General features: G+C 64.4%; 19 protein-coding genes, 4 tRNA genes and 1 other RNA gene. 12 read left to right on the top strand and 12 right to left on the bottom strand.

What is annotated here, in order from left to right; translation table 11 throughout:
• Positions 1-73: 73 nt before the first annotated feature.
• A complete protein-coding gene (locus AC1IN8_RS15020) occupies positions 74-655 on the top strand; it encodes a thymidine kinase (RefSeq protein WP_247626363.1) in 582 nt (193 codons plus the stop codon).
• A 54-nt stretch (positions 656-709) separates the two neighbouring features.
• Here AC1IN8_RS15020 and AC1IN8_RS15025 read toward each other — a convergent pair whose 3' ends face one another.
• A complete protein-coding gene (locus tag AC1IN8_RS15025) occupies positions 710-2,047 on the bottom strand; it encodes a flavohemoglobin expression-modulating QEGLA motif protein (protein WP_479759414.1) in 1,338 nt (445 codons plus the stop codon).
• 159 nt (positions 2,048-2,206) lie between these two features.
• Here AC1IN8_RS15025 and AC1IN8_RS15030 point away from each other — a divergent pair, with 159 nt between their 5' ends.
• The 3 genes from AC1IN8_RS15030 to AC1IN8_RS15040 all read left to right on the top strand — a co-directional run bounded on the left by AC1IN8_RS15030 (position 2,207) and on the right by AC1IN8_RS15040 (position 3,080).
• Entirely contained in the window at positions 2,207-2,662 is a 456-nt protein-coding gene (locus AC1IN8_RS15030) for a type III secretion system chaperone family protein (RefSeq protein ID WP_479759416.1), read from the top strand.
• A 146-nt stretch (positions 2,663-2,808) separates the two neighbouring features.
• A tRNA-Ser gene (locus AC1IN8_RS15035) sits at positions 2,809-2,896 on the top strand.
• Positions 2,897-2,951: 55 nt separating this feature from the next.
• Positions 2,952-3,080: non-coding RNA, RtT sRNA (locus AC1IN8_RS15040), on the top strand.
• Positions 3,081-3,303: 223 nt separating this feature from the next.
• On the opposite strand, the gene katG is transcribed toward AC1IN8_RS15040, so the two are convergent.
• From katG to AC1IN8_RS15060, 4 genes are all read right to left on the bottom strand, one after another.
• Positions 3,304-5,478 (bottom strand): catalase/peroxidase HPI, encoded by a 2,175-nt coding sequence (katG, locus tag AC1IN8_RS15045; RefSeq protein ID WP_479759418.1) that lies wholly within the window; start codon positions 5,476-5,478, stop codon positions 3,304-3,306.
• 663 nt (positions 5,479-6,141) lie between these two features.
• A tRNA-His gene (locus tag AC1IN8_RS15050) sits at positions 6,142-6,217 on the bottom strand.
• 49 nt (positions 6,218-6,266) lie between these two features.
• Positions 6,267-6,343: transfer RNA gene (locus tag AC1IN8_RS15055), tRNA-Arg, on the bottom strand.
• 37 nt (positions 6,344-6,380) lie between these two features.
• Positions 6,381-6,457 (bottom strand) — tRNA-Pro (locus AC1IN8_RS15060).
• A gap of 203 nt (positions 6,458-6,660) precedes the next feature.
• Here AC1IN8_RS15060 and folD point away from each other — a divergent pair.
• The gene (gene folD, locus AC1IN8_RS15065) at positions 6,661-7,518 is read left to right on the top strand and encodes a bifunctional methylenetetrahydrofolate dehydrogenase/methenyltetrahydrofolate cyclohydrolase FolD (protein ID WP_005326697.1); all 858 of its coding nucleotides are present in this window, start codon (positions 6,661-6,663) and stop codon (positions 7,516-7,518) included.
• A gap of 101 nt (positions 7,519-7,619) precedes the next feature.
• Here the strand turns inward: folD and AC1IN8_RS15070 are convergent, their stop codons facing one another.
• The 3 genes from AC1IN8_RS15070 to AC1IN8_RS15080 all read right to left on the bottom strand — a co-directional run bounded on the left by AC1IN8_RS15070 (position 7,620) and on the right by AC1IN8_RS15080 (position 10,973).
• Complete coding sequence (locus AC1IN8_RS15070; protein ID WP_479759420.1) at positions 7,620-8,783, bottom strand: trans-sulfuration enzyme family protein; 1,164 nt, start codon at positions 8,781-8,783, stop codon at positions 7,620-7,622.
• Positions 8,784-8,907: 124 nt separating this feature from the next.
• Positions 8,908-9,936, bottom strand: coding sequence for an isopenicillin N synthase family dioxygenase (locus AC1IN8_RS15075; protein ID WP_479759422.1), 1,029 nt, complete (start codon positions 9,934-9,936; stop codon positions 8,908-8,910).
• Between the two features lie 398 nt (positions 9,937-10,334).
• Positions 10,335-10,973 carry an NAD(P)-dependent oxidoreductase gene (locus AC1IN8_RS15080; RefSeq protein WP_479759424.1) on the bottom strand — a complete coding sequence of 213 codons (639 nt, stop codon included), beginning with the start codon at positions 10,971-10,973 and terminating at the stop codon, positions 10,335-10,337.
• 101 nt (positions 10,974-11,074) lie between these two features.
• Between AC1IN8_RS15080 and AC1IN8_RS15085 the strand changes: the two genes are divergently transcribed.
• The gene (locus tag AC1IN8_RS15085; protein ID WP_429107687.1) at positions 11,075-11,977 is read left to right on the top strand and encodes a LysR family transcriptional regulator; all 903 of its coding nucleotides are present in this window, start codon (positions 11,075-11,077) and stop codon (positions 11,975-11,977) included.
• A gap of 62 nt (positions 11,978-12,039) precedes the next feature.
• Here AC1IN8_RS15085 and AC1IN8_RS15090 read toward each other — a convergent pair whose 3' ends face one another.
• The gene (locus AC1IN8_RS15090) at positions 12,040-12,780 is read right to left on the bottom strand and encodes an SDR family oxidoreductase (protein ID WP_139439566.1); all 741 of its coding nucleotides are present in this window, start codon (positions 12,778-12,780) and stop codon (positions 12,040-12,042) included.
• Positions 12,781-13,016: 236 nt separating this feature from the next.
• Between AC1IN8_RS15090 and AC1IN8_RS15095 the strand changes: the two genes are divergently transcribed.
• The gene (locus tag AC1IN8_RS15095) at positions 13,017-13,916 is read left to right on the top strand and encodes a helix-turn-helix domain-containing protein (RefSeq protein WP_479759426.1); all 900 of its coding nucleotides are present in this window, start codon (positions 13,017-13,019) and stop codon (positions 13,914-13,916) included.
• A gap of 54 nt (positions 13,917-13,970) precedes the next feature.
• Here the strand turns inward: AC1IN8_RS15095 and AC1IN8_RS15100 are convergent, their stop codons facing one another.
• The gene (locus tag AC1IN8_RS15100) at positions 13,971-15,491 is read right to left on the bottom strand and encodes a GGDEF domain-containing protein (RefSeq protein WP_479759427.1); all 1,521 of its coding nucleotides are present in this window, start codon (positions 15,489-15,491) and stop codon (positions 13,971-13,973) included.
• Positions 15,492-15,910: 419 nt separating this feature from the next.
• Here AC1IN8_RS15100 and AC1IN8_RS15105 point away from each other — a divergent pair, with 419 nt between their 5' ends.
• Both AC1IN8_RS15105 and AC1IN8_RS15110 read left to right on the top strand, forming a co-directional pair.
• A complete protein-coding gene (locus AC1IN8_RS15105) occupies positions 15,911-18,055 on the top strand; it encodes a TonB-dependent siderophore receptor (RefSeq protein WP_479759429.1) in 2,145 nt (714 codons plus the stop codon).
• A gap of 77 nt (positions 18,056-18,132) precedes the next feature.
• Positions 18,133-18,918 carry a siderophore ferric iron reductase gene (locus AC1IN8_RS15110; RefSeq protein ID WP_479759513.1) on the top strand — a complete coding sequence of 262 codons (786 nt, stop codon included), beginning with the start codon at positions 18,133-18,135 and terminating at the stop codon, positions 18,916-18,918.
• Between the two features lie 70 nt (positions 18,919-18,988).
• On the opposite strand, the gene AC1IN8_RS15115 is transcribed toward AC1IN8_RS15110, so the two are convergent.
• Positions 18,989-19,924 carry a LysR substrate-binding domain-containing protein gene (locus AC1IN8_RS15115; RefSeq protein ID WP_139434704.1) on the bottom strand — a complete coding sequence of 312 codons (936 nt, stop codon included), beginning with the start codon at positions 19,922-19,924 and terminating at the stop codon, positions 18,989-18,991.
• A 161-nt stretch (positions 19,925-20,085) separates the two neighbouring features.
• Here AC1IN8_RS15115 and metE point away from each other — a divergent pair, with 161 nt between their 5' ends.
• Both metE and AC1IN8_RS15125 read left to right on the top strand, forming a co-directional pair.
• Positions 20,086-22,350: a 5-methyltetrahydropteroyltriglutamate--homocysteine S-methyltransferase gene (gene metE / locus AC1IN8_RS15120; RefSeq protein ID WP_479759431.1), complete on the top strand. Its 2,265-nt coding sequence runs from the start codon at positions 20,086-20,088 to the stop codon at positions 22,348-22,350.
• 348 nt (positions 22,351-22,698) lie between these two features.
• Entirely contained in the window at positions 22,699-23,820 is a 1,122-nt protein-coding gene (locus tag AC1IN8_RS15125; protein WP_479759433.1) for an HPP family protein, read from the top strand.
• 43 nt (positions 23,821-23,863) lie between these two features.
• Here AC1IN8_RS15125 and AC1IN8_RS15130 read toward each other — a convergent pair whose 3' ends face one another.
• Positions 23,864-25,795, bottom strand: a complete 1,932-nt coding sequence (locus AC1IN8_RS15130; RefSeq protein WP_479759435.1) for an amidohydrolase — start codon at positions 25,793-25,795, stop codon at positions 23,864-23,866.
• Positions 25,796-25,978: 183 nt separating this feature from the next.
• Between AC1IN8_RS15130 and AC1IN8_RS15135 the strand changes: the two genes are divergently transcribed.
• A complete protein-coding gene (locus AC1IN8_RS15135; protein ID WP_479759436.1) occupies positions 25,979-26,677 on the top strand; it encodes a TetR/AcrR family transcriptional regulator in 699 nt (232 codons plus the stop codon).
• The last annotated feature ends 4 nt before the right edge of the window (positions 26,678-26,681 follow it).

Below are 26,681 nucleotides of genomic sequence, written 5' to 3' on the forward strand. Positions count from 1 at the left end.
CCCACGGGTCCCTTGGTTTTGGCAGGGGCTTTGGTTAGCATGCCCCCCATCAATCCCGTTTCGGAACCCCATCATGGCTTCACTGCACTACAAATTCGCCACCATGAACTCGGGCAAGTCGACCCAGCTCATCCAGGCCCACTTCAACTATCTGGAGCGTGGCATGTATCCGCTGGCCATGACCCCCGCCATCGATGACCGCTTCGGTGCCGGGATCATCAGCGCCAGGGTCGGGCTGGAGCTGAAGGTGGAGGTGTTCAGTGACAGCTGCGATCTGTTCGAGATGGTCAAGGCGCGCCATGCAAATCGCCATATCGATGTGTTCATCGTCGACGAGGCGCAGTTCCTGACCCGGGAGCAGGTGTATCAGCTCGCCCGCATCGTCGATGAGCAGGACATACCGGTGATCGCCTACGGCCTCAAGACCGATTTTCGCGGCGAGCTGTTCCCCGGCTCCTACCACCTGCTCTGCCTGGCGGACAAGTTCGAGGAGCTCAAAAGCATCTGCTGGTGCGGCAACAAGGCGCACATGAACTCTCGCGTCAACGAGGCGGGGCAGGTGATGCGCGACGGCGAGCAGGTGGAGATAGGGGGCAACGATCGCTATGTGTCGCTCTGCCGCAAGCACTATCTGGAAGGACGGGCTTACAGGTAAGCCACAGCATGAAAAAGGGCGCCTCGGGGGCGCCCTTTTTTGTCGACGAAGGGTTCAGTCTATCTCTATGTCCATCGGCGCTATGATGGGGTCGGCCACCGGCAGGCGGTGGAACAGCTGGCGAAAATGCTGCTGTACCCGGCCTATGTCCACCAGGGACATGCCGGAGGCGAAGCCGAACCAGACATAGAGACCGGTGAGATCGCGAAACATGGGGGGCAGGTAGCGGGGGGCGTCGATGAGCCCCTCCAGATAGTGCTGATAGAGCACGGGGATGTCGTCCAGGGTCACCTTGCCGACAAACAGCATGGGCAGGATCTCCGGCACCCCTTCCAGCACGGCGCTGCGGATGAAGTTGACAGTCTCCACATAGCCCTTCACATAGGAGAGATCCTTGGTGAAGCAGGCGCCGCCCTCGACCATGCCGCCCCTAAACACCCGCTGGGTGATCTTGTAGGCATCGTGCTCGCTGGCCCCCTTCTCGACGAAGTGGCGGAACACCTCGATGAAGTCGGCGCCGCGCTCCGCCATGTCGATGGCCATCACCCGATCCGAGATGCGCTTGGCCCTGTCCGGGAAGGAGCTGAAGGTGAGGGTCTCGATGAGCACGGCCAGCCCCTCCTGGCAGGCGGTGATGCGCGGCGAGCCGGCCCCCAGCCAGGTGGCATAGGATTGCTGGCGGCCGTTGAGGGTGGTGCCGACGTGCACCCAGCCCTCGTGCACCTCCAATACCTGCAAGTCCAGCTCGGAGAAGCGGGCGTGGGAGCTCAGCTTGATGTAATCCCCCCCTGCGGCGGCATCGGAGACGATGCCATCGCTCAGCTTGACCTGCACTGTGCCGTCGCTGAAGTAGTTTGACAGCTTGCCCTGCAATCTGGCCACCGCCGCTTCCCCCTCGAACTCCTTGGGGTAGGGGCGCACCAGATGGCGGGCGCCGGGCAGGGAGAAGATGTCGCACAGGCGGGCTCCCAGCTCCTTTAACGTCTTGCGATCCCCGCGCAGATGATCGCTCGCCGAGCCGTACAGCAACTGGCTGTAACGCTGGAAGTCCGGCTGCCCGCGCTGGCGCAGCATCTCGATCACCACCATGTACTGATCCACCGTCTCTTGCAGGATCCGGCCGAGATCATCCTGCGGCCCCAGCTTTCTGCGGATCCTGTCCCTCAGCTCCTTGAGCTCCAGGTATTTGTTGCGGGGATCGAAATCGAGGGGGAGGGCCTGATAGAAGTCGGCATCGATGGCGGGCAGCACTCGTCCGCCCTTGGCGAGAAACTCGGTCTGCAGGTGGCGGGGCCACTTGATGGCATCCAGGATGCGAATGGGTTTTTGCAGGGCGAGCAGTTCATCCGAGAGGGATTTGAGGTGCAGGCGATACTTTTCTTGGATGGTCATCGGGCCTTCTGTGGAGGCGAGTGCGGTACGAGAATGGCTGAGTATATGCATAGCGCTTGCCAAAAAGAAGCGAGAGCGGGGGTGATCCCGCCTGTGCGCTTTTGGTTGTCGGAAAATTGGTTTAGACTGCGCCCCTTGATCCTTATTGTGTTCGTGAAAATGATGAATATCCCCAGCTCTGAAATGATAATGCGTTGGCTGCAGCAGGCCCGGATCGAGCACTATGTGTGCGATCAGTGCCACGGCATCCACATGGTCTCCCTGCAGTCCGTCGAGGGCATCCAGGAGAGCCGGATCTTCGTGGAAGAGGAAGGGTTGCTGTTTTCATCCGAACTGGAGGTGCGCCCCTCATCCCTGCTGCCCCTGGTGGCCGAGCTGAGTCGTCTCAACATGCAATACCCGTCCCTCAAGGTGTTCCTCGACATCATAGATGACAACCTGCCGCGCCTCGTCGTGGGTCACACCGTCTTCACCAAGGCGGGTCTCTCCGTCGAGCAGTTCCTGCTGTTTGTCGAAAGCACCACGGCGGCGACCCATGAAGTGGTGTCCGAATGTGAACGCCTTGGCTTCCTCAATCTGCCGGAGATCCAGGTCGCACCGGAATCTGTGCACTGAGTTGCGCGTTTAATGTTCGAACGGTTCGCGGCAGCCAAAAAGCCGTTGACGCCGGCGGGGCTTTCCCCTAAATTACGCCCCGTTCCGGCGCAACAGTGCAGAACATCACGTGGAGATTGAACACGTTAAACGACAGTCGAAAATTTGGTGAGGTGTCCGAGTGGCTGAAGGAGCACGCCTGGAAAGTGTGTATACGGCAACGTATCGAGGGTTCGAATCCCTCCCTCACCGCCAAATTATAAAAAACCGACCTCAGGGTCGGTTTTTTGCATCTGGGCTACCGTGTTCCCTGATGTGCATAGAGGGAGGGTGAGAAGCCTCGCCGGGTTCGAGCAGAGCGGCTTGCTGCGATGAACGGCCAGAGGCCGCCCCGAAGGGGTGAGCCACGCAGTGGCGAATCATCCCTCCCTCACGGCAAAATAAAGTAAAAGGGCCTGTCTTGCGACAGGCCCTTTTACTTTATCCGGTGATGACGCTCGGTTTGAACCCTGGTTCGACAAGGGGCAGGGCAGTCCGGGTCAATCCAGACCCGCCGCCAATATAAAAACCCGACCTTATGGTCGGGTTTTTGTCTTGTGGTGCCCGGTCATCTCTCACCCATGTCCCTTGAAGCAGGTCTGGCGACATGCAGAGAGTGCGGGTCAGGCGAGATCGAAGCGATCCAGGTTCATCACCTTGGTCCAGGCCGCCACGAAGTCCTTCACGAACTTCTCCTTCCCGTCCGCACTGCCATACACCTCCGCCAGGGCCCGCAACTGGGAGTTCGAGCCGAACACCAGATCGACGCGGGTGCCGGTCCACTTCACCTTGCCTGTCTTGCGATCACTCCCCTCGTAGATGCCCTTGGCTCCTGCTGCCGGTTTCCACTCCGTGCCCATGTCGAGCAGGTTGACGAAGAAGTCGTTGGAGAGGGTGCCGGGGGCAGAGGTAAAGACCCCGTGGCAGTTGCCGGCGTTGGTGCCGAGCACCCGCATGCCGCCCACCAGTACCGTCATCTCGGGGGCACTCAGGGTGAGCAACTGCGCCTTGTCGATCAGCATGGTCTCCGCGAAGGCGGCGCACTCGCCACCGTAGTTGCGGAACCCGTCGGCGAGGGGCTCGAGCACGGCAAAGGAGTCCACATCGGTCTGTGCTTGGGAGGCATCCATGCGACCCGGCGTGAAGGGCACAGTCACTGTGACCCCCGCCAGCTTGGCCGCCTGTTCGACACCGACGCCGCCGGCCAGCACGATCAGATCGGCGAGGGATACCCGTTTGCCGCCGGTGGCCGAGGCGTTGAACTCTTGCTGGATGCCTTCGAGGGTCTTGAGCACCTTGGCCAGCTGTGCCGGTTGGTTGACTGCCCAATCCTTTTGCGGGGCCAGGCGGATGCGAGCACCGTTGGCACCGCCGCGCTTGTCAGAGCCGCGGAAGGTGGATGCCGAAGCCCAGGCGGTGGATGCCAGCTCGGCGACGGTCAGGGAGGCCGCCAGGATCTTCTCCTTGAGGGCGGCCACGTCCTTCTCATCGACCAGGGGGTGATTGACGGCGGGGATGGGGTCCTGCCAGATCAGCTCCTCCTTGGGCACTTCCGGCCCCAGATAGCGTGCGATGGGGCCCATGTCCCTGTGGGTCAGCTTGTACCAGGCGCGGGCAAAGGCATCGGCGAAGGCTTGCGGGTCCTCATAGAAGTGGCGTGAGATCTTGCCAAACTCGGGGTCAAAGCGCAGGGTCAGGTCGGTGGTCAGCATGGTCGGCTTGTGGAACTTGCCCGGGATATGCGCATCGGGAATGATCTCCGGTGCATCCTTGGCCACCCACTGCTTGGCGCCCGCCGGCGACTTGGTCAGCTCCCACTCGAAGTTGAACAGGTTCTCGAAGAAGTTGTTGCTCCAAAGAGCCGGTGTCTTGGTCCAGGTCACCTCGAGGCCGCTGGAGACGGTATCCTTGCCGTGGCCGCTGCCGTAGTTGCTCATCCAGCCCAGGCCCTGGGCTTCCAGGGGGGCCGCTTCCGGCTCGGGCCCCTTGTGGGATTCGGGGGCGGCGCCGTGGGCCTTGCCGAAGGTGTGGCCACCGGCAATGAGGGCGACTGTCTCTTCGTCATTCATGGCCATGCGGCCGAAGGTGGAGCGGATGTCCTTGGCCGCCTCCATGTAGTCACCGCTGGCATTGGGGCCTTCGGGGTTGACGTAGATGAGGCCCATGTGGGTGGCGCCAAAGGGGGCCGTGAGCTCGCGGTCGCCCTTGACCCGGTCGGGGTCGACTCCGAGCCAGGCGATCTCGTCACCCCAGTTGACATCCTGATCCGGCTCCCACACATCCGGGCGGCCGCCGCCAAATCCGAAGGTTCTAAAGCCCATGGTCTCCAGCGCGACGTTGCCGGCGAGGATCAGCAGATCGGCCCAGGAGATCTTGTTGCCGTACTTCTGCTTGATGGGCCAGAGCAGGCGGCGGGACTTGTCGATGTTGACGTTGTCGGGCCAGCTGTTGAGGGGAGCGAAGCGTTGCTGGCCGCGGCCACCGCCGCCACGGCCATCCGTGATGCGATAGGTGCCTGCGGCGTGCCAGGTCATGCGGATGAACTGGGGGCCATAGTGGCCGAAGTCCGCCGGCCACCACTCCTGGGAGTCGGTCATCAGCTTGACCAGGTCTTTCTTGAGTGCCTTGTAGTCGAGGCTGTTGAATGCCTCGGCATAGTTGAAATCGTTATCCATGGGATCGGAGCTGGGGGAATGCTGGTGCAGCAGATCCAGCCGCAACTGATTCGGCCACCAATCACGGTTGGTTCTGCCGACGCCGGCGGTGTGGTTGAAGGGGCATTTGCTTTCTTCACTCATCTCAGTCTCTCCTTGGAGGGCATCTACATTGCTGACACTTAGTATGGGAAGATTTCCACTGCGCTGTGTGGGGTCATGGCAGAGGATCTGTCTGTTGTTGTGCGGCTGGCTTTCAATTACTCCTTTTTTTTCAATATATTGCGTTATTGTGCAGTGAATGGATTACGAAAAGATGAATCACGACCATCTAGTTTAACAATCTATTTACGTTCTGCCCGACTTCCCCTCGCATCAGGCGCGGCGGCAACCTGTGATGCGCTGCCAAGGCGCAAGTGGTTGCTCGCCCTTATGAGGGAAGCAGACAAGGCATTTGCCGGTTTTTATCCATATCACGGTCATCGGCATGGAAGCTTGCGCTGCGTCATGGGAAGCAGGGATAGCCCGGGGCCGTGATGGCTCCGATCATGTCTGTGATCCGGCCTGGCGAGGTGCAGCACCAGGCGGTGACATTGACCGACCAGCAAAGGGACAAGCGTCAGAGAGCAAGGGGGAGGGGAGCAAAGAGCATAAAGAGGGAGCGGAGCGCTCGGGACAGGCGGCGAGGCTGGGGCGCAGGCACAAAAAAACCGGCGCAGAGCCGGTCTTGATGAGGGCATCAGATGCCCGGTTCATGGCAAGTCGGGCTTGCCTCTGTCGGCTTGATTCAGCGCGAACAGCTAATAATGGGGTGGCTGATGGGGCTCGAACCCACGACAACCGGAATCACAATCCGGGACTCTACCAACTGAGCTACAGCCACCACTGAAATCTGCCTTCGATGTCGCTCTTCGAGGGAAGAGTCACATCAATGGCGCGCCCTGCAGGATTCGAACCTGCGACCCACGGCTTAGAAGGCCGTTGCTCTATCCGACTGAGCTAAGGGCGCGTTGTATCAAGAAATCCGAAGGACTTCCCGATGAACCTGGTCGGTGATAAAGGATTCGAACCTTTGACCCTCTGGTCCCAAACCAGATGCGCTACCGGGCTGCGCTAATCACCGAAATCTCATCGTCCAGCATACCGGGGGCGGTACGACTGGGCAACGGGCGGGCATCATACCCAAGCGTCAAAGTCAGCGTCAACGACTTTTTCCGCCAGTAAATTCAAATGCCTACTTATTGCCCGCCAGGCGAGAGCCGCTAACACCCGCGCCAAAAAAATGCGACAATGCGCGGCAGTTGAACACATGGTGAGTGAAGAACGATGTCTGCCAAAATCATTGATGGAAAACAGGTTGCGCAAACGATTCGCAATCAGGTCGCCGAACAAGTCCAACAGCGGTTGGCTCTGGGCAAGCGGGCACCGGGTCTGGCGGTGATCCTGGTGGGGCTGGATCCGGCGTCCCAGGTCTATGTGGGCAGCAAGCGTCGTGCCTGTGAAGAGGTGGGGTTTGTCTCCCGCTCCTATGATCTGAGCGCCAATGCGACCCAGGAAGAGTTGCTGGCCCTGATCGACCGGCTCAATGAGGATGCGGAGGTGGACGGCATCCTGGTGCAGTTGCCCCTGCCGGCTCATTGCGACACCACCCAGGTGCTGGAGCGCATTCGTCCCGACAAGGACGTGGATGGTTTCCACCCCTACAACGTGGGCCGTCTGGCCCAGCGCATCCCGGCGCTGCGTCCCTGCACCCCCAAGGGGATCATGACCCTGATCGAGGCGACCGGCGTCAAGACCCACGGTCTGCATGCGGTAGTGGTCGGTGCCTCCAACATCGTCGGTCGCCCGATGACGCTGGAGCTGCTGCTGGCGGGGTGCACCACCACCACCTGTCACCGCTTCACCCAGGATCTGGAGGCCCAGGTGCGCCGTGCCGATCTGCTGGTGGTGGCGGTGGGCAAGCCGAACTTCATCCCGGGGGAGTGGGTCAAGCCGGGGGCTCTGGTGATCGACGTGGGGATCAACCGCCTGGCCGACGGCTCCCTGGTGGGGGATGTGGAGTTTGAAACGGCGCGCAATCACGCCGCCTTCATCACCCCTGTACCCGGTGGCGTGGGGCCCATGACGGTGGCCAGCCTGATGGAGAACACCCTGAGCGCCTGCCAGGATTATCACGACGCCTGAGTTAGGCTCCTTCCCGCACCCGGGAATGGATGAGAGAAAGGGAAGGCCTGGCCTTCCCTTTTTTATTGCGCGTGGCGCCGGTCGTGCATGGCGGCTTAGGGTCAGATCAGGGCCAGCGCCGCCGCCAGATCGGCGATGAGATCGTCGGCGTCTTCCACCCCTATGCTGAAGCGGATGAGATCGTCGTTGACCCCGGCGGCGAGGCGGCTCGCCTCGTCCATGGCGGCGTGGGTGGTGCTGGCCGGATGGCAAGCCAGGCTCTCGAGATCGCCGAGGCTCACCGCCTGCACGAACAGCTGCAGGTTGTCGAGCAGGGTGGCGCAGCGCGCAAAGCCTCCCTCCAGCTCTATGCTCACCATGCCGCCAAAGCCGCTGGCGAAGGCGCCGAGGGCGTCGTGGCCCGGGTGGCTGGCAAGGCCCGGGTAGATCACCTTCTTCACCGCCGGATGGGCGGCCAGGAAGTCGGCCACCTTCTGGGCGTTGTGCAGGTGGGCATCCATGCGCAGAGGCAGGGTCTTGACCCCGCGCTGCAGCAGGTAGGCCTCCTGCGGGCCTATGGGGGAGCCTATGTGCTTGAGGGCCACGGTGCGGATCGACTTCATCAGTGCGTGGGAGCCCGCCACCACCCCGGCGATGATGTCGCCGTGACCGCCCAGGTACTTGGTGCCGCTGTGCATCACCACATCGATGCCGAGCTCCAGCGGGCGCAGCAGGTAAGGGGTGAGGAAGGTGTTGTCACACACGCTGATGGCGCCCACCTTGCGTGCCGCTTCCACCACCACCCGGGGATCCACCACCTTGAGGGTGGGGTTGGTCAGGGTCTCGAACAGGATCACCTTGGTGGCGGGGCTGATGTTGGCCAGCAGATCCTGATCGCTGTCGTAACCCGTGATGGTGATGCCGGCCCGGCTGAAGGTCTGCTTGAGGAAGGCATCGGTGCCGCCGTAGAGGGGGCCGACGTAGGCCACTTCATCCCCGCTGCTGGCCAGGGCATAGAGGATGGCGCTCACCGCCGCCATGCCGCTCGCCACCACCAGGGCCTCGTCGGCGCCCTCGAGGGCCGCCAGTTTCAGCTCCAGCTCGGCGGTGGTGGGGTTGCCGAAGCGGCTGTAGATAAAGCCCGGGGCCTGGCCTGCGAAGCGCTCCTTGCCCGCCTGGGCATTGACGTAGCTGAAGGTGCTGCTCTGGTAGAGCGGGGTGGTGAGTGCGCCGGTCTGGGGATCGATCCGCTGGCCGCTGTGCACGCTCATGGTCTTGAATTTCATCGTCTTGCTCCGTGGTTGCCAGGCTATGGCGTTGTTGTTCTGGTGTGAAAATCGGTGGACGGGGCCACGCTGGCGCCCCTCTCCTGTGGTCGGGATGGCGGTCTGTCGCCACCCCTTGATGGCGTCAGGCCGGTATCGGCTCCTGCGCTCCCCTGTGTTGCCGAGCATAGTGGCGCGCCGCCACATCCGGGTGGGATCGCAGCCTCCCCTTGAGCACGTTCTCCCCCACCTGATAGAAGAGGGGGTTGGCCGGGTCGCTCTCTGGCCCTTGCGCCTGCACCGCCAGTTCGGGGGAGAGGGTGAGCAGCGGCACTGTGGCATCGAGTCTCGCCGCCATGAAGAAGGCGCAGGAGAGACGGGAGATCCCGGGGGGCGGGCTCTGCACCCGGTGCAGGGTCGCCTTGAGGTAGCCGTTGGAGGCAAGCTCCAGCAGCTCGCCTATGTTGACCACCAGGGCGCCGGGCAGGGGGGGCGCGGAAATCCAGCCGTGCGCCGTCTCCACCTCGAGGCCGGAGTGATGGTCCTGCATCACCAGGGTCAGGTAGCCGGGATCCTTGTGGGCGCCGACCCCCTGGCCGCTGCCCCCCGTCTCCCGTCCCGGGTAGTGAATGAGCTTCATGTGCTGATAGGGGGCACCCTGGATGCTCTCATCGAACACCCCGGCCGGTTGCTCCAGTACCTCGGCAAAGGCGGCGAGCAGGGTGAGGGTGATGTCGCTCAGCCGATCCTGCCACGCCAGCAGTTGCGTCTTCATCCCGGGCAGGGCAGCGGGCCACTGGTTGGGGCCTGTGAGCCGCTGCCAGGGGTGACTGTCCTGCGCCAGGGGGAGGGCCTGCTCCTCGTTCATGATGTCGAACTGCTCCCGCCTGTCCGGCCGCTCCCGGGTGAGCTCGGCCCCCACCAGGTTGTAGCCACGAAAGTGGGGGGAGTGCACCATCTGCACCGCCAGCTTCTCCTGCAGGGGCAGGGCGAAGAAGCGGGCCGCCAGCGCCAGGGTTTCCCGTTGCTGCGCTTCGCTCAGACCATGGCCTGTCAGATAGAAGAAGCCGATGTCGCGGGCCGCCCGGCCAAGCTTGGCCAGCATCTGGCGGCGCTCCTCGGGGGCACCAGTGATCGCGGCAAAGTCGATGATGGGCAGTGATGAATGTTCCATATGCATCTCCTCAGGTGTCGGATGTCGGGTGCAGTCCCGAGGATCCGCGACAAAGACGGCGGTGTGGCGAGTGGCAGGACTCGGGTCCGTGGCTCACGATGGCACCGTTTGGGTTTAAGGGGATGCTACTGTTCGGAGTTATAAGGTGGAAGCAACAAAATATTCTTAGTTATATACAAAAGTCGAAATAGGATTCGATCTCTTTGGGGAAGTTTGTCGATTGCACGGAGAAAATGCGACCCAGCCGATCGCCTTGCCCATGAATCTGCCTGGGGCCAGGGAAGGGGCTGTGCCCGTGGGAGGCGAATGAACAAAGGGGAGGCATCAGCCCCCCCTTGGGTAGTGTGGCGCAGAGGTTAGAGGGTGAGCGCCCGCCCAGCGCGCCCAGATCACTCTCTTCAATAACCCAGGGTGAAGCGCTGGCGCAGGTGGGCCGGTTGTTCCGCTTCGTTGAGCACCGCATCCGCCAGATCCCCGACTGTGATCCCGGCAGGCTTGTCGCCGTCAAAGAGCACCTGATCGCCCCCGAGACGATAGCCGCCGCGCTTCTCGCCGGGTTCGAGGAACACCGGCGGGGAGACGAAGCGCCAGTCGAGGGTCGTTTCGCGGCGAAGGGCCGTGAGACCGTCGCGGGCCGCCAGGGCGCCTTGCTTCCACTCGGCCGGGAAGTCCGGGGTATCCACCAGCTGCACGCCGGGGGCTATCTCCAGGCTGCCGGCACCGCCGATCACCAGCAGCCAGCTGTGGGCGGCGTTGGCAGCCTCGACGATGGCGCTGGCGCCCTTGAGGTACTGATCATGGATATCCGGGGTACTCCAGCCCGGGTTGTAGGCGCTGATCACCCGATCGTGCCCCTTGAGCACGTCGGCCAGCGCCTGGCTGTCCTGGGCATCCACCGCCACGGCGGTGACCTGTGGGTGAGCTGCTACCTTGCTCACGTCACGCACGATGGCGGTGACGTGATGGCCGCGGCTGACGGCTTCGTTGAGGATGGCTGAACCGACAAAACCGCTGGCACCTATGAGGGCAATCTTCATGGATATCTCTCCTTCACTGTGGGAATGGGGCTATCCTACGCCCCCGGATGTGATTTAATAATCCTCTGTAAATTGCATTCACTTGTAAGCTGGATTTAATAATGGATCAGCTCAGACGTTACGCCATCTTCGCCGCCGTGGTGGAGGCGGGCACCATGACGGGGGCCGCCAAGGCCCTCGGCATGACCCCCTCCGCCGTCAGCCAGCACATCGGCCAGCTGGAGAGCCTGCTCGGCCTGCCTCTGCTCCATCGCTCCACCCGTCGCCTCAGCCTGACGGAGGCGGGGGAGGTGGTGTGGCAGGGGTGCCAGTCCCTGCAACAGACCCTCAACCAGACCGAGCTGCGCCTCTCGGAAGTGCGCGACAGCCTGCTCGGGGAGGTGCGGATCACCGCCCCCGTGGGCATGGCGGGCCAGCCGCTGGCGCTGGCCTTGTCGCCCCTGTTGCAGGCCCATCCTGGCCTGTGCATCCAGATCATCGCCGACGACGAGAAGCGGGATCTCATCGCCGAGCGCATCGACGTGGCGCTGCGGGTCGGCTCCCTGCCGGACTCCACCCTGGTGGCCCGCAAGCTGGGCCAGACCCGGATGCTGCTGTGCGCCGCCCCCGCCTACCTGGCGCGCAAGGGGACGCCGCGCACCCCGGCAGATCTGGCCGCGCACGACTGGCTCTGCGGCGACATGCTGGGGAGCGGCTTGCTGCTCCTTGACGAGCGGGGGGGCGAGCACAGGGTGAGGTGCAAACCCAGGGTGCAATGCAACAACGTGCTGCCTCTGCGCCAGTTTGCCCTGGCGGGGCAGGGGATCTCCCTGCAACCCGAGGGGGAAGTTGCTGAGGATCTCGCCCAGGGCCGCCTGCTCGCCTTGCTGCCAGGTTTTCGGGTGCCGCCCATGGAGATCCACGCCATCACCCCCCAGCGGGAGATCCCGGAGAAGGTGCGCCGGGTGATCACCGCCCTGCGCAGCCATTTCGCCGAGCCCGGGGGGGCGGCGCGCCCCTTGTAGTGTCGACCAAAAGCGGAGGGCAGCCCGTTGGCTGCCCTCCGTCTATTGCAATTATCCCGGCGCTACTTCATATAGAGGCCGCCGTTGATGGCCAGGGTCTCCCCCGTGATATAGGCCCCTGCTTCGCTGGCGAGGAAGGCCACGGCGGCGGCTATCTCCTCCGGCTTGGCGAGGCGGCGCATGGGAATGTCGGCCTTGATGCTGTCGAGGATGTCGGTGCGGATCGCCGCCACCATGGGGGTGGCGGTGTAGCCGGGGGCGATGGCGTTGACCGTGACCCCGAAGCGGGCCCCTTCCGCCGCCAGCGCCTTGGTGAAGCCCAGCATGCCCGCCTTGGCCGCCGAGTAGTTGACCTGACCGAACTGCCCCTTCTGGCCGTTGACCGAGGAGATGTTGATGATGCGGGCATCACGTTGCTCGCACATGGCATCGAACAGCGGCTGGGTCACGTTGTAGAGGCTGCACAGGTTGGTGTGGATCACCTCGAACCACTGATCCGGCGCCATCCGCTTGAAGGCCCCATCCCGGGTGATGCCGGCGTTGTTGACCAGCACGTCCACCCGGCCCTCCTCCTGCAGCAGGCGGCCCAGGGTCTCGCGGCACATGGCGGTGTCGGCCACATCCAGCGCCAGCAGCCGCACCCGATCCGGCTGATACCCCTGCTCCTGGTACCACTCCCGTGCAGCGGCGGCATTGACGCTGGAGTGGGTGGCGATGATGCGATACCCCTGGGCCAGCAAGGCGGTGGTGATGGCGGATCCGATGCCGCCACGGGCTCCGGTGATCAAGGCAATCTTCTTCATCTTGGCTCTCCCTGCATGTCACGAGTTGAATGGTGCCCCTGGGGCAATTGACAACCTTGTCTGCAAACAATGTGGCAGGGAAAGGAGTCATTTTTGTGACAGGGGAACGTCTGGGGGCAAGGTGCTTGCGAGCGGGCGCCTGGGCCGCACAAGGCTTGCCCCCGGCACGGCGGCCATGTTTAATGTGGCCACTTGGGCGAATGCGCCCCTTCGCCGGCACAGAGCCCGACCACAGCATGACAAGCTTCCCCGCTTTCCCAGACCCGGCGCCACAGACGCGCCCCCATTTCACCCGCATCGAGCGGGTGCTCGACTACATTCACACCCACCTGGATCAGCCCCTGTCGCTGGAGCAACTGGCCGAGCAGAGCTGCTGGTCGCGCTGGCAGTTGCAGCGGGTCTTCCTGCACGAGACCGGCCAGACGGTGGCCCACTATGTGCGCGAGCTGAAGCTGAGCCTGGCGGCGGAGGCGCTGCTCTCGAGCCGCCAGCGGGTGCTGGATCTGGCGCTGAACCACGGTTTTGGCTCGGAAGTCAGCTTCAGCCGGGCCTTCAAGCAGCACTTTGGCTGCTCCCCCCTGGCCTATCGCAAGCGTGGCCTGCGGCTGGGGCTGCGCACCCCCCTGGTGCGGGCCCCCATGCCCCTGGCCAGCCCTCCCAGGCTGGTGCAGGTGCGGGTGGAGAGCCGGCCGGGGTTCACCCTGCACGGCGTCAGGGGGGAGATCCGGGGCCTCTTTGCGAAGGCGCCTGACTTTCAGCAGACGGTGCCCGCCATCTGGGGGGCCTGGCGCGAGGCGGGGGGACGCCTGTCGTCCAGCGAGCTGCTGGGGGTGGTGGACGTCTCGGAGGCGGGAGAGCGGCTGCCTTACTGGGCCGGGGTGGCGGCAGAGGAGGGGAGTGAGCCCGGCCCCGGGCTGGCGGGCCTTCGGGTTCCCTCCCAGGAGTATGCGGTGCTGGGTCACCTGGGCCCCATCAGCCAGCTAGGGCAGAGCCTCAACTGGTTCATCCTGCACTGGCTGCCCTCCTCCGGCTATCGCGGGCTGGATGGCTTCGAGCTGGAGCGCTATGCCCCGGGCTTTGACGGCCAGCAGCCCGATGCCTCCATGGAGTACTGGCTGCCCATAGCGCCCCGCTAGGCTCGGCAACGGGGCCCTTCATACCGCCCGTATGACGCCAGATAACCAGCCCCGTCAGTCTGCCGGGTGAACCCGGTTCTTGCCCGCCTCCTTGGCCTGATAGAGTGCCCGATCGACCCTTGCTATCAGGTGCGCGGCCGATTCATGGCGCCACTGCCCCAGCCCCGCCGAGAAGGTCACCACCAGCCCGGCCTCTCGCCATTGGCGCTGCTGGACCCGTTGGCGCCAGCGATCCAGCAGGGCCAGTGCCTGGGCTTCGTCCTCCCCGGGGATCAGGATGGCCAGCTCCTCCCCGCCGTAGCGGTAGAGCCTGGCCAGGCCGTCGGCCACCGTCACCCCTTCCTGCGCCACGGCCTGGAGGACGCGGTCGCCCACCAGGTGTCCCAGTTGATCGTTGATGGCCTTGAAGTTGTCCAGATCTATCATGCCGAGGGAGAAGGGGCGGCCGTCGGCCAGATAGCTGGCCAGATCCTGATCGAAGCTGCGGCGATTGAAGAGGCCGGTCAGGGCATCCGTGTTGGAGGCGGCGACCGCCTCCTGCATCTGGTGATGGGCGCTCTGGATCTCCTGGCGCAGCAGCTCTCCGGGCTTGCTCATGTCGATGCGGCCGACGCGCATCAGGGCGATGATCTCGACGATCATCTTGTTGATGGCATGGCGCAGGGAGCCCCAGCAGAGCAGGCAGATCAGCAGGCAACCCGCCACGGCGATCTGCAACTGATAGGATTCGCTGTGGCTGGCCTCCTTGAATTCGGCGTCGCTGACGGTGTAGATGGCGAACCAGTCCGGGTTGGAGAAGGCGAAGTAGTAGACATGGGTCTGGTGCTCGGCGTCATAGAGATGGTCGGCCCCGTTGGTCATCTGCGCGATGAGCTGCGGCGCCAGCTGGCGGCGAAACAGGTTGCCCACATTGGAGTGCAGCAGGGTGTCGCCGCTGCGGGCGATGAGATAGAACTCCCCCTTGAGTGGGCTCTTGAGCAGGCGCAGGGGATGGCTCATCTGCTCGAGATCGAGCTCCATGGCCAGGGTGCCGAGGGGAAAGCCCTCCTTGTCGACGATGGGCCGGGAGACGGAGACGGTCCGCTGCTGGTCGATTCTGCTGGCGTAGTGGTCCGTGTAGCTGACGAAGAGGGTGCGGGAGGCGGCGGACTTGAACCAGGGCCGCTCCCTGGCATCAAAGCCCGCCTCGACCGGCAGGTGGGGGACAGAGTTGAAGCGCCCCTGCTGATCGGCGACCAGGATGCTTTTCACATAGGGGGTGAGGGACAACGTTTGCATCAGGGTCATGCGAAGGGGGGCGTGCCCGTCGCCGAGGAAGGCCTGCAGGGCGGGCTTGTCGATGAAGCTGCCGGTCTCGTTGAGGACGTGCTCCAGCGGCTTGAATTGCAACGCGATGAACTGGGTCGCCATGTTGTGCACGAACATGGCGGCCACCTTGTGATACTTCACTTCGGCCGCACGCTGGATGCTGCAACTGACCCCCACCAGGGCGGTGAGCAGGGTCAGCACTATCACCGCAAAGGAGACGTGGAGCTGGGTGTGGCAGTGCAGATCTTTATTGATGGTGTCATTCATTGGGGTGATCGTATGCCTTGTATCGTCTCAAACAGGACTGATAAAAGGGGCCGCATACTATCGCCATCCCTGTCAGCAGGGCTTGACCCGGATCAAGGGTGTGGATGAAAAAGGAGCAACTGCTCTAAAGCGAAGGCCGGATGCGGGCGCTGATCCGGCCCGGTTCGACCGGCAGGGCAGGGGCCTTGAGGCCACCCCGGCGAAAGCGCGTCTCGACCAGCGCCAGGCCGCAGCCCCTCCATTTGGCTTCCCCTGCACTCTGTTTCACTCGTCACGCAGTCAGATGGCGCTCTTCTTCCCCCTTTCTTTGTCACTGACCCGCCAACATGCCCCAAATTGTTAATTCCGCGGCAAATTAGAACAATAAAATGCAAATGATATTTGTTACTATTCATATGCAGTAGGCAGTCGAGGATCAGATGCAACTTGTTCACCCCCCATTGACCGTGGTCGCCGCGACCATCTCCACCCTGTTGGCAGGCTCTGTGCTGGCCGCCGCGCCCGGCAGCCAGGACGCGGCGCTGGCCGACGAGACCCTGACCGTGCTGGGTCAGACCTATCGCAACACGGCGACCAAGACCCGGCTTGACCCCATAGAGACGCCCCAGGCGATCTCGGTCGTGGAGAGCGAGACTCTGGAACAGCGCGGCGTCAGCTCGGTGAGCGAGGCGCTGCGTTACGTGCCCGGGGTCAATACCGAGCTGCGGGGCGGGGCGGTCAACCGGCTGGATCTGTTCAACATCCGCGGCTTTGACAACTACCAGAACTTCTACGACGGCCTCTTGCTGCAATACAACGAGTGGAACCTGCAACCCCAGATAGATCCTGTGGCCATCGAGCAGCTGGAGGTGTTCAAGGGGCCGACCTCGGTGCTCTATGGCAGCATGCCCCCCGGCGGCATGGTCAACCTCATTGCCAAGCGCCCCCAGCGGGAAGCCAAGCATAACGTCAGCGTGGCGACGGGGACGGGCACCCTCAAGGAGATGACCCTCGACAGCACAGGTGCCATCAACGAGCAGCTCGCCTATCGGGTGGTGGGGCTGGCCCGCCAGAAAGAGGGCCAGGCGGTGACCTCCGAAGAGGAGCGCTACGTCTTTGCGCCCTCCCTGGACTGGCAGTTGAGCGACCGCACCCTGCTGAACCTCAACCTCTACTACCAGAAGGATCCGCAAGCCGGCATCTACACCACTGTGCCCGCCAGCGGCTCGGTCAAGTCCAACCCCCTGGGGCAGCTTGGCAGCGACACCTTCCTCGGCGACGAGAACTGGAACGAGTACAACCGGGATGTGACCCTGCTCGGCTACAAGCTGAGCCACGACTTCAACGCCAACTGGCAGGTGCTGCAGAATGCCCGCTACATGGATGCCTCCGCCTATCAGCGCAACACCTACAACGCGGCGCTGGCGGCGGACAACCGCACCCTGGCCCGCAACGCCTATCTCACCGATGAGGCGTCACGCGGTTTTGTCATCGACAACCAGCTGGCGGGCAAGGTGCAGACCGGCGGCGCCCAGCACAACCTGCTGCTCGGGGTCGACTACCAATATCTGGACGCGCGCATCCTCTATCAGGACACCCTCGACTACTCGGCGCCCGCCATCGACATCTTCAATCCGGACCACAACCAGATCCGGCAGGATGCCCTGACCTTCTCCTATGAGGATCGCAAGACCATTCGCCAGTCCCAAACCGGCGTCTATCTGCAGGATCAGGTGCGCCTCGACCGGCTGGTGGCCATAGGCGGCGCCCGCTACGACAGCTACCGGATGGACACCGACAGCCGCGGCCTCTACCTGGGAGCCGCCAGCCAGTCCCTGGCCCAGATCGATCAGGACAACCTCTCCTTCCGCCTCGGCGCCCTCTATGAGCTGGACTATGGCTTGTCACCCTATGTGAGCTATGCCGAGAGCTTCGAGCCGGTGCCGGGGGCGGACAAGAGCGGCAAGGCGTTCGATCCCGCTACCGGCCACCAGTGGGAGGGGGGGCTCAAGTTCCTCTCCGAGGACATGAGCAAGACGGCCACGATCTCGGCGTTCCACATCACCAAGGAGAACGCCCTGGTGACGGATCCTGACAACGTCTACGGGCCCAAGCTGCAGACCGGCGAAATCGTCTCCAGGGGGATAGAGCTGGAAGGGCGCGCCGATCTCACCAGCCGGCTGGATCTGGCGCTGAGCTATACCCTTCAGGACATGGAGATCACCAAGGACACCACGGATCTGCAGGGCAAGACTCCGGTCTGGGTGCCCAGGCAGATGGCCTCCTTGTGGAGCAACTACCTGCCGGGCGGCAGCCTGGAGGGAATGCGGGTCGGCGCCGGCCTGCGCTACGTGGGGGAGGCCGAGATGGATGCCGCCAACACCGACACAGTGCCGGATTATCTGCTGATGGACATGTCCGCCTCCTATGATCTCGCCGCCCTCAGCGCGAGCATGAAGGGGGTGGGGGTATCGCTTAGCGCCAGCAACCTGCTGAACAAGACCTACTACTCCTGCTACGACCAGAACAACTGCTGGTTCGGGGCTGAGCGCAATGTGGAGGCTCGACTCAAATACGCATTCTGACCTTGCGCCCCGGACCTGCACCGGGGCACGCCCTGCCTCGCGGCCCAGGCGCCCTGGCGGTGAACACCGAACATGCCCTGCCTCGTGGACTCGGTGCCCTGGCGGTGCACAGCCAGCATAGCCTGCTGGCGGATCACGACGCCCTGTTTGCGGCGGCGGCCGGGCTTATCCCCTCTCTCAAGGGGCGGCTGGCGGGGGAGAGCCCCGCTCTGCTGACGGCCCCCCCTCATGGTGCCCCGAACGAGGTGGCGGCTGCCCTGCATGGTCACTGGCAGCAGGCGCACCCGGAGGCGGGGGCGGCCTACTGGCTGACCCGCAGCTGGGGCATGCTCTGCTGGCAGTCCATCTACCTCGCCATGGTGGCCGTCTATCGGGTGGGAGCCGTGCCCGCCCTGGATCGCATGGGGCAGGGCTATCAGGAGGGGCTGGTGTCCGGCTTCAGCCTGCCGGCGGAGCCCATGATCAAGGGGGAGGTGAAGACCCTGATCAAGGCGGCGGGGGAACGGCTCCAGGCCCACTGGCAGGCGTTGTTCGCGCTGCTTGGGGAGGTGCAGCGGCTGCGCCCCGGTTTCGTGCGCCCGCTCCTGGCGGACGATCTGCTGGCGGCCCTGGTACGGGTGCCGGATTTCTTTGACGAGGTGAGCCCGGCGGTGGTCGAAGCCCATGCGCCGCTCTGGCTCGCCGCCTGCGGCCTGCCCGCCGGGCATCTGGCGGGCTGGCGTCCGGCCTCACTCCCCCGGGATGAGGCCTTCCCTGGCTATGTGCGCCAGCGCTGCTGCCTGCACTACAGGCGAGGGGATGGGGAGCTTTGCGGCAACTGCCCGAGACGGCAGGAGGCCGCCGGCTGCGGCGAGGGAGCCTGAGGTGTCAGAGAGCAGGCCCATGGAAAAGAGAGCGTGAACGCCGCCCCCGGGGCGGCGTTTTCATGCCCTGTCATTGCTCGGCCATCTGGGTGCGAATGCGCTCGAACAGGCTCTGCAGGCAGGGCTGATCCCGATCCGCGGCCCGCACGGCCCCGTACATATGGCGGCGGATCCCGGTGCCCAGGGGACGCGCCTCGAGCAGGCCCTGGCGCACGAACTCCTCGCTGGCCCAGCGCGGCAGGGCGGCGACCCCGAGCCCGGCGGCGGCCATCTGCAGCATGACCGAGGTGTTGTCCACCGGCTTGCAGCGGGCGGGCTCCACCCCGGCGGGTTGCAGGAAGCGGCTGAACACGTCCATGCGGGCCCGCTCCACCGGGTAGACCAGCAGCACCTCGGGTCGCAGATCGTCCGGGGCTATCCGGCCCTGCTGACAGAGGGGGTGATCCGGAGCCATCACCAGGGTGAGATCGAAGGCGAACAGGGGCTCGAAGTGGAGATCCCCGCGCGCCTGCACGTCCGAGGTGAGCAGCAGGTCGAGCTGGCCGCCGAGCAGGGCGCTGATGGCATCGAAGCCGGGCACGGACTCCACCTCAAGGGCCACCCCGGGCCACTGGCGGCGAAAGCCCGGCAACAGCGGCAGCAGCCACTGGATACAGCTGTGACAATCCAGCGCCAGATGAAGCCTGCCAGCATCCCCGCTGTGCAGGGCCAGCAGCTGGCGCTCGGTCTGTGCCAGGGCGGGCAGCACCTGGCGGGCCAGGGCCAGCAGATGCTGGCCGGCCGCCGTCAGCACCAGGGGGCGGCTCTTGCGAAGAAACAGCTCCAGATTGAGGCGGGTCTCCAGCTCTTTGAGCTGGTGGGAGAGGGCGGACTGAGTGAGGTTGAGGCTGAGGGCCGCCCCCGCCAGGGAGCCCTGTTCGGCCAGGGCACTGATGGTCTTCAGGTGCTTGAGATCGATGCCCGCGTTGGTGTTCTGATGGCTGGTCGACTGGTTGGGCACACCCATGGCACTGCTCCTTTGTGCGTCAGTTGAGGATTTCTTGAGAGCCAGTTGAAGAGGATTCAATAGCCAAGGTCACCTTATCTCGCCACTCTAGATGTGTAAACATCTGGATGGCTAAATCATCCAGTTTCCCATCAGATGAATGAGCATAAGGAATTGGACCTATGACACGAGCACACACCCTGGGCTTCCCCCGCATCGGCGCCAAGCGCGAGTTGAAATTTGCCCTGGAATCCTACTGGCGTGGCGAGACCACCCAGGCCGAGCTGGTCGCCGTGGGCAAGAGCCTGCGTGAGCGCCACTGGCAGGCGCAGCGCACCGCCGGGGTCAACCTGCTGCCGGTGGGCGACTTCGCCTGGTACGATCAGGTGCTTGGCACCAGCCTGCTGGTGGACGCCGTGCCTGCCCGTCACCGCCACGGCGACACCGATCTCGACACCCTGTTCCGGGTCGCCCGTGGCCGTGCGCCGACCGGCCCGGCTGCCGCCGCCGCCGAGATGACCAAGTGGTTCAACACCAACTACCACTACCTGGTGCCCGAGTTCAGCCGCGATCAGCGCTTCAAGCTGGGCTGGAGCCAACTGTTTGACGAGGTGGAAGAGGCCAAGGCGCTGGGGCTGCCGGTCAAGGCGGTGCTGCTGGGCCCTGTCTCCTACCTCTGGCTCGGCAAGGAGAAAGAGAGCGGCTTCTCTCGTCTGGAATTGCTCGATCGCCTGCTTATCGTCTATCAGGAGATCCTGGCGAAACTGGCCGCACAAGGGGTGGAGTGGGTGCAAATCGACGAGCCGGCCCTGGCGCTGGACTTGCCGGACGAGTGGCGTCTGGCCTATCTCAATGCCTATGAGCGCCTGGCTGGCCCCTGCAAGCTGCTGCTCACCACCTATTTCGGCTCGGTCGCCCATCAGCGCGACATCATCACCAGCCTCAAGGTGGACGGCCTGCACCTGGATCTGGTGGCCGCCCCCGAGCAGCTGGAGACGCTGGTGCCGCACCTGCCGGCTCAGTGGGTCCTCTCGGCTGGGGTCATCAACGGCCGCAACGTCTGGCGTGCCAACCTGGGCAAGCTGGCGCCGACCCTCAAGGCATTGAAAGAGAAGCTTGGCGAGCGCCTATGGGTCGCCTCCTCCTGCTCATTGCTGCACAGCCCGGTGGATTTGACCCTGGAGCACGAGCTGGATCCCCAGACCCGCAGCTGGTTCGCCTTCGCCCTGCAAAAGTGCTACGAGCTGGGGCTGCTGGCGGACTATCTCGACGGGGGCGAGCTCGACAAGATCGAGGCCTACAGCCAGCCCATCGTCGATCGGGAGTCCGACAGCCGGGTCCACAAGAAAGCGGTGCAGTCGTGGCTCGCCAGCCTCACCAACAGCGACTTCGACCGCCAGAGCGCCTACCCGGTACGGGCGCAGGCGCAGCGCTCGGATCTCAAGCTGCCGCTGCTGCCCACCACCACCATAGGCTCCTTCCCGCAGACCTCCGACATCCGGTTGCTGCGCCAGGAGTGGCGTGCCGGTCGCATCGACGATAGCGCCTACGAGGCAGGCATCCAGGCCCAGATCAAGGATGCGATTGAGCGCCAGGAAGCCATAGGGCTGGACGTGCTGGTGCACGGCGAAGCCGAGCGCAACGACATGGTGGAGTATTTCGGTGAGCTGCTGGACGGCTTTGCCATCACCCGCTTCGGCTGGGTACAGAGCTATGGCTCCCGCTGCGTCAAGCCGCCGGTGATCACCCGGGATATCGACAGACCCACCCCCATGACGCTCGAATGGACGAAGTTTGCCCAGAGCCTGACCGACAAGCCGGTCAAGGGGATGCTGACCGGGCCCGTGACCATCCTCTGCTGGTCCTTCCCCCGGGAAGACGTGAGCCGGGAGCAGTCCGCCCTGCAGATTGGTCTCGCCATTCGCGACGAGGTGGCTGACTTGGAAGCCGCTGGCATCAAGATCATCCAGATCGACGAACCGGCGATCCGCGAAGGGCTGCCCCTGCGCAAGCAGGATCACCAGGCCTATCTGGACTGGGCGGTGCGCGCCTTCCGTCTGAGCGCAAGCCCAGTGGTGGACAGCACCCAGATCCACACCCACATGTGCTACAGCGACTTCAACCTCATCATAGAGGCGGTGGCGGCGCTGGACGCGGACGTCATCACCATAGAGACGAGCCGCAGCCAGATGCAGCTGCTCGAAGCGTTCGAGCGCTTCAACTACCCCAACGAGATCGGCCCTGGGGTCTACGACATCCACTCCCCGAACGTGCCGAGCCAGGGCTGGATTGAGGACCTCATCCGCAAGGCGGCCAAGCAGATCCCGGCCGACAGGCTCTGGGTCAACCCGGACTGCGGCCTCAAGACCCGCGGCTGGGAAGAGACCGAGGCTGCCCTCAAGGTGATGGTCGATGCCACCAAGGCGCTGCGGGCCGAACTGGCCTGAGCAGCCCCTCCAGCTAGCTCGGCAGACAAGGCAAGAGCACTGAGATAACGAGAGAGGGAAGGCGAAAGCTTTCCCTCTTTTTGCATGATGCTCTTAAGCCCCTCAGAGCCGCAGGGGAGGGCCGGTTGGCGGGCAAGGTGCCGGGCTCTGCGCCCGCTGCCAATCTCGCGTCGGCGCCTCGGCCAGCCAGCACAGGTCGAGGGGGATGGCTTTGCGATCCCCGATCACCGGATTGAGGTGAGCAGCGCCCGGGATCCGGAGGCCGCGATGACACTCGTGTTGGTACTGGACGGGGGAACTGGCTAGAATTGCGCATTTGAAATAAATGTTATCGTCTTCGGGAGCAGGATGCAGTTCAGGGATTTTTTGCCGGTATCGACCAATACCAGCCTCAAAGAGAGTTGTTACGGCGCCCTTGGCGCCTTCGTCGGCTTGCTGGGCACCGCCCTGCTCTGCCAGTGGGGGCTGGGGTTAGAGGTACACTGGCTGATCGCCCCCATGGGGGCCTCCGCCGTGCTGCTGTTTGCCGCCCCGGCGAGCCCCCTGGCCCAGCCCTGGTCCATCCTGGTGGGCAACGGGGTTTCGGCCCTGATGGGGGTACTGAGTGCCAGCCTGGTGCCGGACATGGCCCTTGCCTCGGCGCTGGCGGTGATGCTGGCCATCGCCGCCATGTTCCTCACCCGCAGCCTGCACCCGCCCGGCGGCGCCGTGGCCCTGACCGCCGTCATCGGCGGCGAGGGGATCCGGGCGCTGGGGGTCGGCTATGTGCTGCTGCCGGTGCTGCTCAACTCCCTGCTGTTGCTGAGCCTGGGGCTGCTCTACAACCGCGCCCTGGGGCGCCGTTATCCCAATGGCGGCAAGGTGGCACCCAATCGTCACCAGACGGCGGATCCCCAGCCGAGCGCGCGGCTCGCCACCCAGGACATCGACTTTGCCCTGGACAAGCACGGGGAGCTGCTCGACATCAGCCGCCAGGATCTGCAGGAGCTGCTGCAGGAGGCCCAGTTGCACGCCCTGCGGGGGCGAGTGGGTACGGTGCGCTGCCAGGAGGTGATGTCGCGGGATCTGGTGGTCAGCTCCCCAGAGGCGTCCGCCATGACGGCCTGGGAGCTGCTCTCTCGCCATCAGATCAAGGCGCTGCCGGTGGCGGACGAGGGGGGCCGATTGGCGGGCATCATCACCCTGCATGATCTGATGATCGACAGGGAGAGCCGCCAGCCCAGGGGGCGGGAGGCGCTCGAGCAATTGCGGGTGGCGGATCTGATGACCCGGGAGGTGCAGACGGCGCGGCGCTACCAGCCCCTCTACGATCTGGTGGAAGCCTTCTCCGACGGGGGCCTGCACCACATGCCGGTGGTGGAAGGGGAGCGGCTGGTGGGCATCATCACCCAGTCCGACATGGTGGCGGCCCTCTTCACCCTGGCCCTGCAACCCGGGCAGGCGGAGGAGACGCCCGTCTGTGAGCCATAAGAATGAGCCATAAGAAGCGGGCCCCTTGTGGGGCCCGTGTCGTTCAGGGGTTGCGGTAGACGGTCTCCCCCATGAAGACCGTCTGCTCGACCTGGGTCTGGGCAATCTGCTCCGGCGTGCCGGCCTTGACCAGGGCGAACAGGTCCCGGTCCAGCACGATGAAGTCCGCCGACTTGCCCGCCTCGATGGAGCCGGTGATGTCGCCCTGACGCACCGCCCTGGCGCCGTTGATGGTATAGGCGGCCAGCATCTCGGCCAGGGAAGTGCGCTGACTGGCCCTGAAGTCGTCGCCGCTGCCAGCCGCCTTCACTATGCCGGCGGCCATGTTTTCGAACGGGCGCGGATCCCGGCTGTCCACCGGGGCGTCGCTGCCCGCCACCAGCACGGCGCCGGCCTGGCGCGAACTCTCGACCGGGTAGAGGGCGTCATGGAGATAGCCCATGGGGTCGTAGATGGCCTCGCTCAGGGACTGTCCCACCCTGGTTGGCTGGATGAAGGGGCTGACCAGCATGTCGTAGGCAAGCTGGGGCGTGGTCCAGGCATAGGTGAAGGTGAGGTAGAGGCCAAGCTCGCCGAGGCGTTTCTGATCGTCCGGGTGCACCACCTGCAGGTGGGCCAGGGTGTGGGGGATGCCGCTGTTCCCGTTGCTGGCGCGGGCCGCCTCCAGGGCATCGAGGGCCACCCGGGTGCTGCGATCGCCGATGCTGTGCATGTGGATGCCAAATCCGGCCCCATCCAGCGCCGTGACGTAACGCGCCAGATCCGCCTCCTTGTAGTTGACGATGCCGTTGCTGCCCGCATCCTCGCTGTCTGCAGTGATGCTCACCTCGCCGCTGTCGGGATCCAGGGCCAGATGGGGATGATGGTAGTTTCCCAGCATGCCGGCATTGGGCAGGAAGGGGGGACTGGTGAAGGGATCCCCCTCCAGCACGCCGTCGAGGAAGATCTTGACCGCATCGGCCTTGATGAGGGGGTTGCCGGCGAAGGCGTCGCGCACCTGGTTCGCCTTGGCTAGGTGCCCGTCGATGTCCAGCTTGCCGCTGTAGTCATCCTGGTTGAAGCAGGTGGCGGCGGTGACGCGCATGTGCAGCAGATCCTGGTCCTGCATCTTGAGCAGCCGCCCCCGGATGAAGTCGTTGGCGCAGGCATCCTGCACCCCGGTGATGCCGCGGGAGGCCATCAGCGTCGAGATGGCGGGGAGTATCTTGTCATACTGCGCCTGTGCCTGTTCCCCCTCCGCGCTCAGCACCCCGGTGTCGGGGACCGCAATGGCGCTGCGGGCCGCGTCCCGGACCACGCCGGTTGCCAGATCCACATAGGGGATGAAGGCCTCGAACACGCCGCCCGGTGCCAGGGTGGTGGCATTGAAGCCGACCACATTGCCGTCCTCGTCCTGTGCCTGCGCCAGCGCCTGGGAGTTGTAGCCGCCCGCATGGCCGTCGACCCCGGCCAGCATCACGGGGTTGTTCGGCGCCGCCGCATCCAGGGCCGCCAGCAGGGTGGCATGGGTGGCGGTGGGGGTGTTGCCGTCATAGGGCGACCACTGGTTGACCACCAGCCACTCCCCGGGAGCCGGGGCGTAGCGGGGCAGGCACTCGCCGATCTTGGCCGCGAGCTGATCCAGGTTGACGCTCTGACCGTCCAGATCGCACATGTCGAGCGCCACAGTGCCGAGCAGGTGGATGTGGTTGTCGTGCAGCCCAGGCAGCACCATCCTCCCTTGCAGATCCACCACCTGGGTCGCACTGTTTTGCAAGGCCTCGGCCCCTGCGCGGGAGCCCACGTAGGTGAACTTGCCCCCTTGCACCACCATGGCCTCGGCCTGGCTGCGTTGCCCATCCTGGGTGTGGATCTTGCCGTTGAGATAAAGGGTGTTGCCGGGGGGCGGTTCACTGCTGTCTTGCTGGCAGCCGAGCAGGCCGCTCACCAGCAGGGCGATGGCGCCCAGCCTGAGACGGGGGTGTTTGCTATCCATAGCGCGCTCTCCTTGGGTTAATTGCAGTTTTTACTGCAGATATGAGCACTTATGGTTATCGCAGCTATTCTGAAAAATACCAGTGATTGCTGCACTTTTTTTGACTTGTGTTTACCTTGTCTCATCATGTAGTTATGACAACCAGTCGCCCCCTGGGGGCGGATACCGCATCGGGGGAAGAGAATGTCACAACACGTGCTGCCGGCTGAACTTTGCATGCGGCGCCAACCCAGGCAACTGCGCAGCCAGGAGGTGGCGAGCCGCATCGAGCAGGCCACCCTGGCCCTGTTGCAGGAGCAGGGGTTTGCGGCCCTCAACACCAATGCCATCGCCGCCCGCGCCGGGGTGGGCATCAAGTCGCTCTACCACCTGTTTCCCAACAAGGAGGCCATCATCTGCCGGTTGGCCCTGGCCTGGCTCTCGGCGGTGTGCGAGGCGCAGGAAATCATCCGCGAGCAGGCCGACAGCTGGCCGCAGACCCTGCTGATGCTGGACGAGGCGCTGGAGGCGCTGGATGAGCGCTTCGTCGGGTACGGGGCGCTGTGGCAGGCGATGGATCTCATTCCCGCCCTGCACGGGGTCGAGCAGGAGCACGAGGGGCGACAGGTCACTTTCTGGTCCGAGCGGCTGCGCCACTTTGGCTGCCGCTGGCCCGAGCCCGAGCTCACCACCCTGGTGCGCTATTTCTACCGGACCGCGGACGTGGCCAAGCAGTGCACCAAGGGGCAGGGGGAGGCGGGGGCGCAGCTGTGGCTGCTGCACAGACGCTGGAGCGAGCAGCTGATGATGGCGGCCATCGAAGAGCCGGATCCCGCCCGGGTCTGGCAGTCGATGCCGGGGCTGGCGCCGGGTGGCTCGGTCCCTGCGAAGGGGGACAAATAAAGAG

Source organism: Aeromonas sp. 130281 (genome assembly GCF_056642115.1).

Bases quoted from the DNA above. Each gene is read 5' to 3' on its own strand.
- AC1IN8_RS15135 (WP_479759436.1), top strand. From the start codon at position 25,979: ATGTCACAACACGTGCTGCCGGCTGAACTTTGCATGCGGCGCCAACCC.
- AC1IN8_RS15075 (WP_479759422.1), bottom strand. From the start codon at position 9,936: ATGGAACATTCATCACTGCCCATCATCGACTTTGCCGCGATCACTGGT.
- AC1IN8_RS15115 (WP_139434704.1), bottom strand. From the start codon at position 19,924: ATGGGTGTGCCCAACCAGTCGACCAGCCATCAGAACACCAACGCGGGC.
- folD (WP_005326697.1), top strand. From the start codon at position 6,661: ATGTCTGCCAAAATCATTGATGGAAAACAGGTTGCGCAAACGATTCGC.
- AC1IN8_RS15090 (WP_139439566.1), bottom strand. From the start codon at position 12,780: ATGAAGAAGATTGCCTTGATCACCGGAGCCCGTGGCGGCATCGGATCC.
- AC1IN8_RS15085 (WP_429107687.1), top strand. From the start codon at position 11,075: ATGGATCAGCTCAGACGTTACGCCATCTTCGCCGCCGTGGTGGAGGCG.
- AC1IN8_RS15100 (WP_479759427.1), bottom strand. From the start codon at position 15,491: ATGAATGACACCATCAATAAAGATCTGCACTGCCACACCCAGCTCCAC.
- AC1IN8_RS15030 (WP_479759416.1), top strand. From the start codon at position 2,207: ATGATGAATATCCCCAGCTCTGAAATGATAATGCGTTGGCTGCAGCAG.
- AC1IN8_RS15025 (WP_479759414.1), bottom strand. From the start codon at position 2,047: ATGACCATCCAAGAAAAGTATCGCCTGCACCTCAAATCCCTCTCGGAT.
- AC1IN8_RS15095 (WP_479759426.1), top strand. From the start codon at position 13,017: ATGACAAGCTTCCCCGCTTTCCCAGACCCGGCGCCACAGACGCGCCCC.
- metE (WP_479759431.1), top strand. From the start codon at position 20,086: ATGACACGAGCACACACCCTGGGCTTCCCCCGCATCGGCGCCAAGCGC.
- AC1IN8_RS15080 (WP_479759424.1), bottom strand. From the start codon at position 10,973: ATGAAGATTGCCCTCATAGGTGCCAGCGGTTTTGTCGGTTCAGCCATC.
- AC1IN8_RS15105 (WP_479759429.1), top strand. From the start codon at position 15,911: ATGCAACTTGTTCACCCCCCATTGACCGTGGTCGCCGCGACCATCTCC.
- AC1IN8_RS15125 (WP_479759433.1), top strand. From the start codon at position 22,699: ATGCAGTTCAGGGATTTTTTGCCGGTATCGACCAATACCAGCCTCAAA.
- AC1IN8_RS15130 (WP_479759435.1), bottom strand. From the start codon at position 25,795: ATGGATAGCAAACACCCCCGTCTCAGGCTGGGCGCCATCGCCCTGCTG.
- AC1IN8_RS15020 (WP_247626363.1), top strand. From the start codon at position 74: ATGGCTTCACTGCACTACAAATTCGCCACCATGAACTCGGGCAAGTCG.
- AC1IN8_RS15070 (WP_479759420.1), bottom strand. From the start codon at position 8,783: ATGAAATTCAAGACCATGAGCGTGCACAGCGGCCAGCGGATCGATCCC.
- katG (WP_479759418.1), bottom strand. From the start codon at position 5,478: ATGAGTGAAGAAAGCAAATGCCCCTTCAACCACACCGCCGGCGTCGGC.